13 protein-coding genes are annotated in these 16442 nt (G+C 41.7%); 11 read left to right on the forward strand and 2 right to left on the reverse strand.

The window, feature by feature from the left end:
- The 4 genes from RDN93_RS19430 to RDN93_RS19445 form a co-directional block, all read left to right on the forward strand.
- Nucleotides 1–394, forward strand: a 394-nt coding sequence (locus tag RDN93_RS19430; RefSeq protein ID WP_308747020.1) for a C4-type zinc ribbon domain-containing protein, incomplete at its 5' end; no start/stop codon positions are given.
- Between the two features lie 171 nt (nt 395–565).
- The gene (locus RDN93_RS19435) at nt 566–1963 is read left to right on the forward strand and encodes a TolC family protein (protein WP_308747021.1); all 1398 of its coding nucleotides are present in this window, start codon (nt 566–568) and stop codon (nt 1961–1963) included.
- 34 nt (nt 1964–1997) lie between these two features.
- Nucleotides 1998–3107 carry an efflux RND transporter periplasmic adaptor subunit gene (locus RDN93_RS19440; protein ID WP_308747022.1) on the forward strand — a complete coding sequence of 370 codons (1110 nt, stop codon included), beginning with the start codon at nt 1998–2000 and terminating at the stop codon, nt 3105–3107.
- A gap of 47 nt (nt 3108–3154) precedes the next feature.
- Nucleotides 3155–6310 (forward strand): multidrug efflux RND transporter permease subunit, encoded by a 3156-nt coding sequence (locus RDN93_RS19445; protein ID WP_308747023.1) that lies wholly within the window; start codon nt 3155–3157, stop codon nt 6308–6310.
- Between the two features lie 162 nt (nt 6311–6472).
- Here RDN93_RS19445 and RDN93_RS19450 read toward each other — a convergent pair whose 3' ends face one another.
- On the reverse strand, nt 6473–6922 hold the full coding sequence (locus RDN93_RS19450; protein WP_308747024.1) for a type I restriction enzyme HsdR N-terminal domain-containing protein: 450 nt from the start codon (nt 6920–6922) through the stop codon (nt 6473–6475).
- A gap of 62 nt (nt 6923–6984) precedes the next feature.
- Here RDN93_RS19450 and RDN93_RS19455 point away from each other — a divergent pair, with 62 nt between their 5' ends.
- The 5 genes from RDN93_RS19455 (at nt 6985) to RDN93_RS19475 (ending at nt 12241) form a co-directional block, all read left to right on the forward strand.
- Nucleotides 6985–7761: an AMP nucleosidase gene (locus RDN93_RS19455; RefSeq protein ID WP_022137464.1), complete on the forward strand. Its 777-nt coding sequence runs from the start codon at nt 6985–6987 to the stop codon at nt 7759–7761.
- 21 nt (nt 7762–7782) lie between these two features.
- A complete protein-coding gene (holA, locus tag RDN93_RS19460) occupies nt 7783–8802 on the forward strand; it encodes a DNA polymerase III subunit delta (RefSeq protein WP_308747025.1) in 1020 nt (339 codons plus the stop codon).
- A 1215-nt stretch (nt 8803–10017) separates the two neighbouring features.
- The gene (locus RDN93_RS19465; RefSeq protein ID WP_308747026.1) at nt 10018–10488 is read left to right on the forward strand and encodes a helix-turn-helix transcriptional regulator; all 471 of its coding nucleotides are present in this window, start codon (nt 10018–10020) and stop codon (nt 10486–10488) included.
- Nucleotides 10489–10565: 77 nt separating this feature from the next.
- The gene (locus RDN93_RS19470) at nt 10566–11342 is read left to right on the forward strand and encodes a dihydroorotate dehydrogenase electron transfer subunit (RefSeq protein WP_308747031.1); all 777 of its coding nucleotides are present in this window, start codon (nt 10566–10568) and stop codon (nt 11340–11342) included.
- On the forward strand, nt 11330–12241 hold the full coding sequence (locus RDN93_RS19475; RefSeq protein WP_308747027.1) for a dihydroorotate dehydrogenase: 912 nt from the start codon (nt 11330–11332) through the stop codon (nt 12239–12241). The genes RDN93_RS19470 and RDN93_RS19475 overlap by 13 nt, the downstream gene beginning before the upstream one ends.
- A gap of 211 nt (nt 12242–12452) precedes the next feature.
- Here RDN93_RS19475 and trmD read toward each other — a convergent pair whose 3' ends face one another.
- Entirely contained in the window at nt 12453–13136 is a 684-nt protein-coding gene (gene trmD / locus RDN93_RS19480) for a tRNA (guanosine(37)-N1)-methyltransferase TrmD (RefSeq protein WP_308747028.1), read from the reverse strand.
- Nucleotides 13137–13210: 74 nt separating this feature from the next.
- Here trmD and ligA point away from each other — a divergent pair, with 74 nt between their 5' ends.
- Together ligA and dapA are read left to right on the forward strand one after the other, a co-directional pair.
- Nucleotides 13211–15211 carry an NAD-dependent DNA ligase LigA gene (gene ligA, locus RDN93_RS19485; RefSeq protein ID WP_308747029.1) on the forward strand — a complete coding sequence of 667 codons (2001 nt, stop codon included), beginning with the start codon at nt 13211–13213 and terminating at the stop codon, nt 15209–15211.
- A gap of 59 nt (nt 15212–15270) precedes the next feature.
- Complete coding sequence (dapA, locus tag RDN93_RS19490) at nt 15271–16164, forward strand: 4-hydroxy-tetrahydrodipicolinate synthase (protein WP_308747030.1); 894 nt, start codon at nt 15271–15273, stop codon at nt 16162–16164.
- Nucleotides 16165–16442: the final 278 nt, after the last annotated feature.

The raw sequence follows: 16442 nt of genomic DNA on the forward strand, positions 1-16442 counted from the left end.
CGAAAGACAAAAAGACCTCGAACAGAAGAAGAGCGAACTGGATGAAATTATCTCTGAAACCAAGCAGGAAGAAGAGAAGCTGAGAGACAAAGCCAAAGATTTGGAAACTAAAATCGAGCCGCGTCTGTTGCAGTCATTCAAACGTATCCGTAAGAACTCCCGCAACGGTCTGGGTATCGTGTACGTACAGCGTGATGCTTGTGGCGGATGTTTTAACAAGATTCCGCCTCAGAGACAGTTGGATATCCGCTCTCGTAAGAAAGTGATCGTTTGCGAATATTGCGGACGTATCATGATTGACCCGGAATTGGCTGGCGTACAGCTCGAACACAAGGTGGAAGAAGCTCCGGCACCAACTACCAAAAGAGCAATCAGAAGAAAAACAGCAGAATAAGAGTTTGTATTTTCGCAATATTTTTCAAAGCTCCGCATTATGGCGGAGCTTTTTTTATGCTCCTTTCTTAATATAAGTATGTCATGCAGATTTAAGTACGGTACTTATCCGAAATAAACAAACTAAACCTTTAGTTGTTATCATATCATTTTAATAAAAACCTGAACTGATATGAATATACGAGTGTGGGGCACATCGCTCCTTATGTTTCTTTCAACTCTGTCTGCAGTTGGACAAACTGCCAACCGTTATCTGAAAACGGCTATTCCCAACGAATGGGAAGAAAGTGGAGAAGTGTTTCAACAGACGCTTCCGGTGGACGATCATTGGTGGAAATCTTTCCGGGATACCAAGCTGGATTCTTTGATTGCCCTGGCTGTAGACCGTAATTTTTCTGTTGCGATGGCTATCAACCGTATATCTGCCGCCCGTGCCAATCTTTGGATGGAGCGCAGCAACTTCTTTCCTTCCATCGGGATGAATGCCGGATGGACTCGTGAGGAAACAAGCGGAAATACCAGTGCCTTGCCGCAGTCTACGGAGCATTACTACAATGCTTCGCTCAGTATGAGTTGGGAAATTGATATCTTCGGCAGTATCCGCAAACGGGTGAAAGCGCAAAAGGAGAATTTTGCCGCAAGTAAGGAAGAATATACGGGAGTGATGATTTCTATGGCAGCGGAAGTAGCCTCAGCCTATATCAACCTGCGGGAATTGCAGCAGCAACTTGAAGTGGTGAAAAAGAATGTCGATTCGCAGGAGAAAGTGTTGAAAATTACGGAAGTACGTTATAATACCGGACTTGTCGCCAAATTGGATGTCGCACAAGCCAAGTCCGTTTTGTATAGCACGAGAGCTTCTATTCCGCAACTGGAAGCAGGTATCAATCAATATATTACAACGTTGGCTGTTTTGTTAGGCATGTATCCTCAGGAAATTCGTCCAGTCTTGGAGGTAACGGGCACATTACCCGATTATATGGAACCTATCGGAGTGGGGATGCCTGTCGATTTATTATTGCGAAGACCCGATGTACGGAGTGCGGAGCGGAATGTAAACGCGCAGGCGGCATTGCTCGGAGCCTCTAAGGCCGACTGGTTGCCGAAAGTTTTTCTGAAAGGATCGTTTGGTTATGCTGCCCGTGACTTAAAAGACTTGGTGAAAAGTAAGAGTATGACTTATGAGATTGCTCCGGCGTTGAGTTGGACGATTTTCAGCGGCGGGCAGTTGGTCAACGCTACAAGGCTGGCAAAAACCCAACTGGATGAAACGATTAATCAATTTAACCAGACAGTGCTGACTGCTGTGCAGGAAACTGATAATGCAATGAATTCCTATCGAAATTCCATCAAGCAGATTGTGGCGCTGAGAGAAGTGCGCAATCAAGGTGTCGAGACATTGAAACTTTCCTTGGAACTTTATAAACAAGGACTTTCTCCTTTTCAGAATGTGCTTGACGCACAACGTTCGCTGTTGTCTTATGAAAATCAACTGGTGCAGGCGGAAGGGAGTTCGTTGTTGCAACTCATAGCCCTTTACAAAGCTTTGGGCGGTGGCTGGCAAGAATAAAAAGAATCTATAATTAAAATATAACCTAACGGATATGAAAAAACTGATGTATATCTTTCTTGCGCTACCGATATTGACAGGATGCAAGGAGAAAAAGAGCGCAGGAGCGACGGGCGGGATGCCTGTTCCTGAAATTAGCGTGACCAAACCAGTAGTAGAGGATATTACTTTGACGAAAGATTATCCGGGCTATCTGGCAACGGAGCAGACGGTAAACCTGGTGGCGAGGGTAAACGGTACGTTGCAGGCAATTTCCTACACTCCGGGCGGGAGAGTAAAGAAGGGACAATTGCTGTTTGTCATCGAGCCTACCTTATATAAGGATAAGGTGGAACAGGCGGAAGCGGATTTGCAGACTGCCCGGGCACAACTGGAGTATGCACGCAGTAATTATAGCCGTATGAAGGAAGCTATAAAGAGTGATGCGGTAAGTCAGATACAGCTACTTCAATCGGAAGCTAATGTGACAGAAGGCATTGCGGCAGTGAATAATGCGGAAGCTGCTTTGAGTACGGCTCATACGAATCTGGGATACTGCTATGTCCGCGCTCCTTTTGACGGAACTATCACGAAGTCGACTGTGGACATAGGAAGTTATGTGGGCGGATCGTTGCAGCCCGTTACCTTGGCCACTATTTATAAGGACAATCAAATGTATGCGTATTTTAATGTAGCGGATAATCAGTGGCTGGGTATGGCGATGAATGATGGACAATCGGCAAGGAATCTGCCGCAGAAGATTATGGTACAATTAGGTAAAGACGGAACAACGTCTTATCCTGCCGTATTGGATTATTTGTCTCCGAATGTAGATATGAGTACGGGAACATTGATGGTGCGCGCCAATTTTGATAACCCGAAAGGTATTTTGAAAAGCGGATTGTATGTGAGCATTACTCTTCCTTATGGAGAAGCTGAAAAGGCTGTATTGGTGAAGGAAGCTTCTATAGGGACCGATCAGTCGGGGAAATATCTGTATGTTGTAAATGACTCGGATATAGTTCATTACCGCCATATCGAGATAGGGCAGTTGATGGGGGATACCTTGCGTCAGGTGATGAGCGGGATTTCTCCGCAAGAACGGTATGTCACGGAAGCTCTGATGAAAGTCAGAGACGGAATGAAGATAAAACCTGTACCATAAAGGGGGAGTCCTTTCATTTTAAGTATTAATCCTAAACTCATAGATTTATGTTTTCTAAATTCTTTATAAACCGACCGATCTTTGCCACAGTGCTTGCCCTGCTCATTGTGGTGGCCGGTCTGGTGACACTAAATATATTGCCCGTGGCGCAGTTTCCGGAAATTACACCACCGACGGTGCAGGTATCTGCCGTCTATCCGGGGGCAAATGCTGAAACGGTGGCTCAGACGGTAGGTATTCCTATCGAACAGCAAGTGAATGGTGTAGACGGTATGCTCTATATGTCTTCCAATTCTTCTTCGTCGGGAGCGTACTCCCTGACTATCACTTTTGCTGTCGGTACGGATATCGACATGGCAACCGTGCAAGTACAGAACAGGGTAAGTATCGCGCAATCTTCGCTTCCCGAACCGGTAGTGGTGCAGGGGGTGACTGTGCAGAAACAATCTTCGAATATTGTTATGTTTCTGACGATGACTTCGCAGGATTCTGTCTACAATAGTTTGTATCTGACAAACTATGCTAAATTGAATCTTGTCGACCAGTTGACCCGTGTGCCGGGAGTCGGTGCGGTAAATGTGATGGGAGCGGGGGACTACTCAATGCGTGTCTGGCTGGATCCCGAAGCCATGCGGATTCGCAATATTTCACCGCAGCAGGTCTATCAAGCCATCCAGTCGCAGAATGTGGAAGTTTCCGCAGGATATATCGGGCAACCTATCGGACAGGATAATAAGAATGCGTTTCAATATAGTCTGAATGTACAGGGACGGCTTAAGTCACCGGAACAATTCGGTAATATCATCATCCGGACTGAGAAAGACGGAGCGATGCTTCGCCTGAAGGATATCTCCCGGATTGATTTGGGGTCTGCTTCTTATAGTGTAGTGTCCCGGCTGAATGGGAAACCTACGGCGGCTATCGCTATTTATCAGCAACCGGGTTCCAATTCTCTGGATGTTTCAAAAGGAGTGAAAGCCAAAATGGAAGAGTTGGCTGCCAATTTTCCGTCGGGAGTCTCTTATAATGTGACATTGGATACAACGGACGTGATTCATGCGTCTATTGATGAAGTGATGGTGACGTTCTTCGAGACTACTTTGCTGGTGGTGCTTGTCATTTTTCTGTTTCTTCAGAATTGGAGGGCGGTTATTATTCCATGTCTCACCATTCCGGTTTCTCTGATTGGTACGCTTGCTGTGATGGCGGCATTCGGGTTCTCTATCAATACGCTGACATTGTTCGGACTGATTTTGGCAGTTGCCATTGTGGTGGATGATGCGATAGTGGTGGTGGAGAATGCTTCGAGGTTGTTGGAAACCGGACAGTATTCACCTCGTGAAGCGGTGACGAAGGCAATGGGAGAGATTACGGGTCCGATTGTCGGGGTAGTGCTTGTGTTGCTTGCCGTGTTTATTCCTACGATGTTGATTAGTGGCATTTCCGGTCAGTTGTATAAGCAGTTTGCGTTGACCATTGCTGCGTCGACTGTATTGAGCGGTTTTAATTCGTTGACGTTGACGCCTGCGCTTTGTGCGTTGTTCCTTGAAAAGAGCAAGCCTTCCAAGTTCTTCATATACAGAGGGTTCAATAAGGCTTATGATAAAACGCAAGGGGTGTATGACGGGATCGTGAAGTGGCTGCTCAAACGTCCGGGATTCAGTTTTGTGTCTTATGCCATTTTGTCAGTTATTGCTGTTCTGCTCTTTATGCACTGGCCTTCTACGTTTGTTCCCGATGAAGATGACGGGTATTTTATTGCTGCGGTTCAGTTGCCGCCTGCTGCCAGTCTGGAACGTACACAGGCGGTTGGCGATAAGATTAACGCCATACTTGATTCGTATCCTGAGGTACAGAATTATATTGGTATCTCCGGTTTCTCCGTTATGGGCGGTGGTGAACAGAGTAATTCGGCTACCTACTTTGTCGTATTGAAAAACTGGAGTAAGAGGAAAGGGAAGGAGCATACGGCTGCTGCCGTTGTCAACCGTTTCAACGGTGAAGCATATATGACGATTCAAGGCGGGCAGGTGTTTGCCATGGTTCCGCCGGCTATTCCCGGCTTGGGAGCTTCGGGCGGTTTGCAACTTCAAGTGGAAGACCGGAAAAATCTGGGGCCGACGGAGATGCAACAGGCTATCAACGCTCTGTTGGCTTCTTATCGCAGCAAGCCTGCTTTAGCCTCTATATCCAGTCAGTATCAGGCGAATGTGCCACAATATTTTCTCAATATAGACCGTGATAAAGTCCAGTTCATGGGAATTGCCCTGAATGATGTCTTTTCTACATTGGGATATTATATGGGAGCGGCATATGTGAATGATTTTGTGGAATTCGGACGGATTTATCAGGTGAAAATAGAGGCGCGCGACCAGGCGCAGCGAGTGATTGATGATGTGCTGAAGTTGAGTGTGCCGAATTCGGCAGGAGAGATGGTTCCTTTTTCTTCCTTTACCAAAGTGGAAGAGCAGTTGGGGCAGGATCAGATTAACCGGTATAATATGTATTCCACTGCGGCTTTGACTTGTAATGTAGCTCCCGGAAGTAGTACCGGGCAGGCTATTCAGGAAGTGGAAGCACTGTTTAAGGAGCAACTGGGAGATGAATTTGGTTACGAATGGACTTCTGTCGCCTATCAGGAAACGCAGGCGGGAAATACAACGACCATCGTCCTGATTATGGCTTTGATTGTTGCTTTCCTGGTTTTGGCGGCTCAATATGAAAGTTGGACGAGTCCGGTAGCGGCTGTCATCGGATTGCCGGTAGCATTGTTGGGGGCGATGATCGGTTGTTGGGTTATGGGGACTCCGGTGAGTATTTATACGCAGATCGGTATTATTCTCCTCATTGCGCTTTCGGCAAAGAACGGTATCTTGATTGTGGAGTTTGCCCGTGATTTCCGTGCTGAAGGTAACTCTATCCGTGAAGCGGCATTTGAAGCGGGACACGTTCGTCTACGTCCGATTCTGATGACGTCTTTTGCTTTCGTCTTAGGAGTGATGCCTTTATTGATTGCGACCGGAGCAGGTGCGGAGAGTCGTATTGCGTTGGGTGCCGCAGTGGTATTCGGTATGGCAATGAATACGCTGTTGGCTACGGTTTATGTTCCTAACTTCTATGAATTGATGCAGAAATTACAGGAGAGATTCAGTAAAAAGAAAGTGGATGATAATGGGAAGAAAGACATCATAACGCAAGAGTAAAAGTGCCCTGAGAGCTATTCAGAACTGCAGTTGATATAGTGACGCTATCCGTTCGGGATAGCGTCACTATAGTAGGCAAATAGCGTCACTATCTTGGACGGATAGTGACGCTATTTTTATACTGTGGATAAAGTATGTTTTGAGGGAGGGATAAACGGATGATTATAGGGAATTGTAATCAGGAATATCTTTCAGAAAAGTATAACTCTGATTTTCATAATCCATCCGGCAGCAATAGTGTTGCATCCCATTGCTGACAATCAGATAGTCTACTTTCAACACCATATTGTATCGGGTAATCTGATTGAAGACCGCTTGTGTGATTTCAATGTGGGGAGCTTTGTATTCCACAATCATCCGGGCGGATAAATCTCTCCGGTAAAGTACCGTATCGCATCTTTTGGTAGTACCGTTCAACTTTACCATCACTTCATTGGCAATGAGTGCGGACGGGTATCCCTTATGTGCAATAAGAAAGTGAACGAAGTGTTGCCGTACCCATTCTTCCGGGGTAAGGGCGACATATCGCTTGCGAATCACGTCGAAAATTACATTTTTTCCGTTTCGTACGTTTATTTTAGTGTCGAATACTGGTAGGTTTAACGATAACATTTATTATTTTTGTAAGTTAAATAACGGGTTCCTTCATTTGGGACCACAAATTTAATGAAATTATGAAAACAAAAGAAGAAATCGTCGCTAATTGGCTGCCGCGTTACACAAAACGTAACCTGGAAGATTTTGGGGAGTATATTCTGTTGACTAACTTCAACAAGTACGTAGAGATTTTCGCCAATCAATTTGATGTTCCGATATTGGGTAGAGACGCTAATATGATCTCTGCTACTGCCGAAGGCATTACAATGATTAACTTCGGTATGGGAAGTCCTAATGCCGCAATTATTATGGATTTGCTGGGTGCCATTCGTCCGAAGGCTTGTCTGTTCCTTGGCAAATGCGGGGGCATTGACAAGAAGAATCAGCTTGGTGATTTGATTCTTCCTATTGCCGCTATTCGTGGTGAGGGAACTTCCAACGACTATTTTCCGCCTGAAGTCCCGGCATTACCCGCTTTTATGTTGCAACGTGCCGTTTCTTCATCTATCCGTGACAAAGGGCGTGACTACTGGACAGGTACTGTATATACTACCAACCGACGCATTTGGGAGCATGACGAAACATTCAAGGAATATCTGAAAAAGACTCGTGCCATGGCGGTTGATATGGAAACGGCTACTTTGTTTAGTTGTGGCTTTGCCAATCATATTCCTACAGGTGCGTTACTTTTGGTTTCTGACCAGCCGATGACTCCCGACGGAGTGAAAACGGATAAGAGCGATAATCTGGTCACTAGAAATTACGTAGAAGAGCATGTGGAGATAGGTATCGCTTCCTTGCGCATGATTATCGATGAAAAGAAAACTGTAAAACACTTGAAATTTGACTGGTAACTCCCGGTCTGAAAAATATATATGGCAAAACAAGAATTGACGTGTGATGACATCCTCAAAGAGTTGAGGGCGAAGCAGTATCGTCCTGTCTATTATCTGATGGGGGAAGAATCGTACTATATCGACCTGATCGCAGATTACATTACGGATAATGTGTTGAACGAAACGGAAAAGGAGTTCAATCTGACCGTTGTGTACGGTGCTGATGTAGATGTAGCTACTATTATAAATGCTGCGAAACGTTATCCGATGATGTCTGAGCATCAGGTGGTAGTGGTAAAGGAAGCACAGGCAATCCGTAATATGGAGGAGTTGTCTTACTATCTTCAGAAACCGCTGCTCTCTACTATTTTGGTGATATGTCATAAACACGGTACGTTAGACCGCAGAAAAAAGTTGGCCGCCGAAATAGATAAAGTAGGTGTGTTGTTTGAATCGAAAAAGATAAAAGATGCACAGTTGCCGGCTTTTATTTCTTCTTATATGAAACGTAAAGGGGTGGATATGGAACCTAAAGCGACAGCTATGCTGGCTGACTTTGTAGGTTCTGATTTAAGCCGCCTGACTGGAGAACTGGAAAAACTGATTATCACTTTGCCTGCTGGTCAGCGACGTGTAACCCCTGAGCAAATAGAAAAGAATATCGGTATAAGCAAGGATTATAATAACTTTGAATTGCGGAGTGCGCTTGTAGAAAAGGATATTCTTAAGGCAAATAAGATAATAAAATATTTTGAAGAAAATCCGAAAACGAATCCGATACAGATGACATTGTCTCTGTTATTCAGCTTTTATTCTAACCTGATGCTGGCGTATTATGCACCTGATAAATCAGAGCAGGGAATTGCCAATATGCTGGGATTAAAGACATCCTGGCAAGCTAAAGATTACATAGCTGCTATGCGAAAATATAGTGGAGTAAAGACGATGCAAATCGTTGGTGAAATACGATATGCTGACGCAAAATCAAAAGGAGTAAAAAACAGTTCAATGACAGATGGAGATATTCTCCGCGAATTGGTGTTTAATATTTTGCATTAGAAAAATCGACTTTCTGATATAATAAGAAGGCATATACTTTTACTAGAGATGGAATAGAGTATATGCCTTTTTTATATTCGTGTGATTTCTAGCTTTTATCTGAAATATACGTTTATATTTTGAATAAAAAATCAAACAATAAATTAGCCGCATTTCTTTCCTTATTTTTCTTTATTCTCTTTTAATAGCTTCCCCTCCAGTAGCCTTTATTTCTTTTATTAAAATTTCATTTCGTTGTTTACAATGTTATTTTTTAGTTGGATGAATTCGCTTTTTCATTGAAAAATTTGAGTTCTTTACCAAAAGGTTGGTAGAGCCGGATATAGTAAGTATAACTCCCATTTGTTAGTGATAAAGTAGAAAACTCTCTTTTTAATGGTGATCTCAAAATATCATTTTGATAGTTCTAGGATTATTAGAGGACTATTAGCTTCATTTTTCTATTTCAACTAAATAATATAATTGAAAAATATGCAATAATTTATTGTATTACAGATGATTATATGTAAAAAGAGTCTTCTGGAATTGAAAAAAAACAGCGAATCGGGTAAATGGCTGGAAATATCGCAAGGATTCTTAGTTTTATAGTGGTATGTAAAAGATGATTTGATAAAATCTTGAAATACATTCGTAAACAATGAGGTTTATCCTTTATTTTATTGCAGGTGCAACTTATTGAATTTACAGTTGTGTATTTACGATTATACTCTTGTGACCAGTATTAATGTGAATGCTATACATATGTAATAAGATTAATATAGGTACAAATGTATAAATACAAGTTTACAGAAATAAATTTCATGATATAAATGTAGTGGGAGAGTGTTTAACACTCATTTAAATACATGTTATTGCTATGATTATCAGATGTATATGCGATTTGCTTGATTCTTTGCTATAAATTAGTAGTTTGTATGTTCGGTACTTTTGTAAATGCTCGTATTTATATAATATTATGCATGTATAATTAGCTTATTATCAATATCTAATATGCTTTAGTTAAACTGAAGGTATTATTTTAAAATATGCTGTTTTATCTATTATACAGACGTGATATTAGAATAGTGAATTTATGAATATTTTTGTAATATCTATATTTTTATATTTGTAATTTGCTTTTGTGAATTGTAATATTTACCTTTGTATAATGAAAATCTTTATATGTATTTTTGTGAAATCAACATTTGGTACATATAATTATAACTCAATGGCAGTATGGAAATAAAAGACAGAATTAGAATGATTATGGAGAGGGAAAAAGTTCCCCCCAGAGTTTTTGCTGAGACAATTGGAGTTCAGCAGTCTACTCTTTCTCATATTTTAAATGATAGGAATAAGCCGAGTCTGGAAGTAGTGATGAAAGTTCATCAAACTTATAGTTACGTTAATCTTGAATGGTTACTATATGGAAAAGGTGAAATGTTAGCTTCTGTGGAAGAGTCTTCACTAGTTTCTTCTAATGGTGATTATCAACCTTCCTTGTTTGATGAGAATCCCGTAAATTCGTCCAAAGAGACGATTGCTTTGGAAAATCGCAAGGAAATGGCGTTAAGAAGTACTGAAAATGCGCCTAAAGAAATTGTAAAACAGGAGATTAGATATATAGAAAAGCCTGCTAGAAAAATCACCGAAATAAGGATTTTCTTTGATGATAATACTTATGAAACGTTTAGGCCTGAAAAATAAGTGGTAAAATCGCAGGTTTGAGCAAATTCCTGTATCTTTGCACCCGGAATACGAATTTATACTTTTTATATCCATACATGAAGAAATTTATTTTAGATCTGACGGTTACTGAGAATATCAGACTGCATGCTAATTATGTATTGCTAAAACTGACTTCTCAATCGTTACTGCCCGAAATGTTGCCGGGGCAGTTCGCTGAACTCCGGGTGGACGGTTCGCTTACCACATTCCTGCGTCGCCCTATTTCTATTAATTTTGTAGATAAACAACGAAATGAAGTATGGTTTCTGATCCAACTGGTTGGAGACGGAACAAGGCGCTTGGCAGAAATAAATCCAGGCGATATAATCAATACGATACTTCCGTTGGGGAATGGCTACACAATGCCGCAGATGCCTTCTGATAAGCTCCTGTTAGTTGGTGGTGGTGTCGGTACGGCCCCTATGTTGTATTTGGGTGAACAATTGGTCAAAAATGGCCATAAACCTACATTCCTTTTAGGGGCGCGTAGTGATAAAGACTTGTTGCAACTAGAGGAATTTGCTAAATATGGTGAAGTGTACACTACGACGGAGGATGGCAGTCATGGAGAGAAAGGATATGTCACCCAACATTCTATATTAAATAAGGTGCGATTTGAGCAAATTTACACTTGTGGTCCTAAACCTATGATGATGGCGGTGGCAAAATATGCCAAAAGTAATCAGATAGAATGTGAAGTCTCTTTGGAAAACACAATGGCTTGTGGTATCGGAGCATGCTTATGTTGTGTGGAAAATACGACAGAAGGTCACTTGTGTGTATGTAAAGAAGGTCCTGTTTTTAATATAAATAAACTACTATGGCAGATTTAAGTGTAAATATTGGTGAATTACAAATGAAGAATCCGGTGATGACGGCATCCGGTACATTTGGATACGGTGAAGAGTTCTCGGATTTCATTGATATAGCGCGAATAGGCGGTATCATTGTAAAAGGAACTACTCTTCACAAACGTGAAGGAAACCCATATCCACGTATGGCCGAAACTCCTTCGGGTATGTTAAACGCTGTAGGACTGCAAAATAAGGGTGTTGACTACTTCGTAGAACATATATATCCCCGCATAAAGGACATACAAACGAATATGATTGTAAACGTTTCGGGTTCCGCTATCGAGGATTATGTGAAAACGGCCGAAATTATTAATGAACTTGACAAAATTCCTGCTATAGAATTAAACATCTCTTGCCCTAATGTAAAGCAAGGTGGTATGGCTTTTGGTGTGTCAGCAAAAGGTGCGTCAGAAGTAGTAAAAGCTGTGCGTTCTGCTTACAAAAAGACACTTATCGTAAAACTCTCCCCGAATGTCACTGACATCACTGAAATAGCTCGAGCAGCAGAAGAAAGTGGTGCGGATAGTGTGTCATTAATCAATACATTGCTGGGAATGGCGATTGATGCGGAACGTAGACGTCCTATTTTGTCTACTATAACAGGCGGAATGTCCGGAGCTGCCGTAAAACCTATCGCATTGCGTATGGTATGGCAGGTTGCTAAATCGGTAAAGATTCCTGTCATCGGTTTAGGGGGGATAATGGACTGGAAAGATGCGGTTGAATTCATGCTTGCAGGTGCATCTGCTATCCAGATTGGTACAGCAAATTTCATAGATCCGGCCGTTACCATCAAAGTAGAAGATGGTATAAATAATTACTTGGATAGACACGGATATAAGTCTGTGAGAGAAATTATTGGTGCGCTTGAGGTATAACGGTAAACATACAATAACCATTCGCACAGGATAAGCTGGAAAAATGCTATTTTCTCTTCGGGGTTTGAGACAAGCGCCAGGCTAAAGATAATGGCTAAAAAAGAAATCGGTGTTTAGGGGAAGAGCGGAAAGTGGAATTCTCAGGCGATGGGTATAATAGAAAACGACGGTGAAGAATAGACAATTCTTTACCGTCGTTTTTATTTACATCTTATTCTATTTCTTCTAATAGGTCAGGACGAAGTCTTTTGGTGCGTTCGAGAGATTGTTGCAACTCCCATTCTTTAATCTTCGCTTCATGTCCGGATAATAAAATATCAGGGACCTTCCAACCTTTATAATCGGCAGGACGGGTATATACAGGTGCGGCCAACAAGTTGTCCTGGAAAGAATCGGAAAGTGCGGATTGTTCGTCAGAGATAACTCCGGGAATGATACGTACAATAGCATCTGCCATGACTGCTGCGGCCAGTTCGCCACCTGTCAGGACGTAATCTCCGATGCTGATTTCTTTAGTAATCAGATGTTCGCGGATACGATAATCAATTCCTTTGAAGTGTCCGCAAAGAATAATAAGGTTCTGTGCCAAAGAAAGGCTGTTGGCCATTGGTTGGTTGAATTGTTCTCCATCGGGGGTTGTGAAGATTACTTCATCATACTCCCGTTCTGCCTTAAGGGCATTGATGCAACGCTCGATAGGTTCTATTTTCATAACCATTCCGGCGAAACCACCGAAGGGATAATCATCGACACGGCGGTATTTATCTTCAGTATAGTCACGCAGATTGTGAATATGTATTTCTGCAAGTCCTTTATTCTGAGCCCGTTTCATAATGGAACAATTGAAGAAACCTTCAATCATTTCGGGTAAAACTGTTATAATATCAATACGCATAATCTTTAATTTTTCGCAAAAGTACAAATATTCAAAGATAAACCTGTATTTTTGCCTTAAACAATCGAAGAAATATGGATATAAAGGAAAAAATAGAGGAATTGCGTGCCGAACTTCATCGGCACAATTATAATTATTATGTGTTGAATGCTCCCGAAATATCGGATAAGGAGTTTGACGACAAGATGCGTGAACTTCAGGATTTGGAACAGGCGCATCCGGAGTATAAAGATGAAAACTCGCCCACTATGCGTGTGGGAAGTGACCTTAATAAGAATTTTACCCAGGTGGCGCACAAATATCCCATGCTGTCATTAGCAAATACATACTCGGAAGCGGAAGTGACGGACTTTTATGAACGTGTCCGCAAGGCGCTCAATGAAGATTTTGAGATTTGTTGTGAAATGAAATATGACGGTACTTCAATTTCATTGACTTACGAAAATGGAAAATTGATTCGCGCCGTAACCCGTGGTGATGGTGAAAAAGGAGATGATGTGACGGATAATGTAAAAACAATCCGTTCTATCCCGCTTGTACTCCATGGTGATGATTATCCCACCGCTTTTGAAATTCGCGGGGAAATTCTTATGCCATGGGAAGTGTTTGAAGAATTGAATCGTGAGAAAGAGGCACGAGAAGAGCCGCTTTTTGCTAATCCGAGAAACGCAGCCTCTGGTACTTTGAAGTTGCAGAATTCTTCTATTGTGGCTTCCCGTAAGCTGGATGCATATTTATATTATCTGCTGGGAGATAATTTACCTTGTGACGGACATTATGAAAATCTTCAGGAAGCGGCAAAATGGGGCTTTAAAATATCTGATTTGACACGCAAATGCCAGACATTGGAGGATGTTTTTGAATTTATCAATTATTGGGATGTAGAGCGTAAGAACCTGCCGGTTGCCACAGATGGAATTGTTTTGAAGGTAAATAGTCTGCGGCAACAGAAAAATCTGGGATTCACAGCCAAATCTCCCCGATGGGCTATTGCATATAAGTTTCAGGCAGAACGTGCTTTGACACGTTTGAATAAAGTGACATATCAGGTAGGTAGAACAGGTGCTGTCACTCCTGTAGCGAATCTGGATCCTGTGCAGCTTTCGGGAACAGTCGTAAAACGTGCATCTTTGCATAATGCTGATATTATCGAAGGGCTTGATTTGCACATTGGGGATATGGTTTATGTGGAAAAAGGGGGTGAAATCATTCCTAAAATTACGGGTGTGGACAAGGATGTGCGTAGTTTTATGCTTGGCGAGAAAGTTAGGTTCATTACTGCTTGTCCTGAATGTGGCAGTAAATTAGTCAGGTATGAGGGAGAAGCTGCTCACTATTGTCCGAACGAAACAGCGTGTCCTCCTCAGATTAAGGGTAAAATTGAACATTTCATTAGTCGTAAGGCTATGAATATTGACGGGTTAGGTCCCGAAACGGTAGATATGTTCTATCGGTTGGGATTAATCAAAAATACGGCTGATTTGTATGACCTCACAACTGATGATATCAAGGGATTGGAACGTATGGGGGAAAAATCGGCGGAGAATATCATAACAGGAATTGCGCAAAGTAAAACAGTTCCTTTCGAGCGTGTGATTTTTGCTTTAGGAATTCGCTTTGTTGGTGAAACTGTAGCGAAGAAGATTGCAAAATCGTTTGAAAATATAGATGAATTGCAGCAGGCGGATCTTGAGAAGTTGATTAGTATCGATGAAATCGGAGAAAAAATAGCTCAAAGCATCTTGCTGTATTTTGCAAACGAGGCTAATTGTGAGTTAGTTGGCCGATTGAAAGATGCCGGATTGCAGCTTTACCGCACTGAAGAAGATTTAAGTGGATATACGGATAAGTTGGCAGGACAGTCTGTCGTTATCAGTGGTGTATTTACTCATTATTCGCGCGACGAGTACAAGGAGCTTATCGAGAAAAACGGTGGCAAAAATGTAGGAAGTATTTCTGCGAAAACAAGTTTCATCCTTGCCGGAGATAATATGGGGCCTGCGAAACTGGAAAAAGCAAAAAAACTTGGAATAACCATACTGAGCGAAGACGAATTTCTGAAACTTATATCGTAAGATAAGAAAAATATTCGTACTTTTGCGGCTAAATAAATTAGAGATTATAATTAAAACTCATGATACAGACTAAATTGAAAGGAATGGGGGTAGCACTGATTACTCCTTTCAAAGAGGATGAGAGCGTTGACTATGACGCGTTGATGCGTATGGTGGACTATCTATTACAGAATAATGCGGATTTCTTGTGTGTGCTGGGGACTACAGCTGAAACACCGACTCTGACCGAGGAAGAAAAGAAAACTATAAAAAAGATGGTAATTGACCGCGTTAACGGAAGAATTCCTATTCTGTTGGGTGTAGGTGGTAATAATACTCGTGCTATTGTAGAAACATTGAAAAACGATGATTTCACAGGAGTTGACGCTATATTGTCTGTTGTGCCGTATTACAATAAGCCTTCTCAGGAAGGCATTTACCAACATTATAAGGCGATTGCCGAAGCGACAGAGCTTCCTATCGTGTTGTATAATGTTCCGGGGCGTACGGGCGTAAATATGACTGCTGAGACTACTTTGCGTATTGCCCGTGATTTCAGTAATGTGGTTGCCATAAAAGAAGCATCTGGTAATATCACTCAAATGGATGATATTATCAAGAATAAGCCGGAGAACTTTAATGTAATCTCTGGTGATGATGGTATCACTTTCCCTCTTATCACCTTGGGAGCTGTTGGGGTTATTTCAGTTATCGGCAATGCTTTTCCTCGTGAATTTAGCCGTATGACGCGTCTGGCGCTCCAAGGAGACTTTGCTAATGCACTGACTATTCACCACAGATTTACTGAATTATTCAATCTGCTATTTGTAGATGGGAATCCTGCAGGAGTGAAATCAATGCTGAATGCTATGGGGATGATTGAAAATAAACTTCGATTACCATTGGTTCCTACCCGTATTACTACATTTGAAGCAATACGTAAGGTCTTGAATGAATTAAATATTAAATGCTGATTACAGGAAAAGCTATAAATTCTTGATATATTTCATAAAAACAAGGATTCACCCTTCATCTTGAAATGATTTCTAGCTAATAGAGAGGTTCAAGGTGGAGGGTGGTTTGTATAAATTGAGCTCAAATTTTCTGACTGAACCCAAAGGTATATGCATGAACGGAATTGACAAAACTTAATCGGCTCAGTTGTAATTCTTGGGGGATTAAGTTTTGTTAATTCCGTTCATGCATATACCTTTGCTAGCCTAAAAAGGAAGAAGCTCATATCCACTACTCC

The organism is uncultured Bacteroides sp., from assembly GCF_902491285.1.
Taxonomy (GTDB): Bacteria; Bacteroidota; Bacteroidia; order Bacteroidales; family Bacteroidaceae; genus Bacteroides.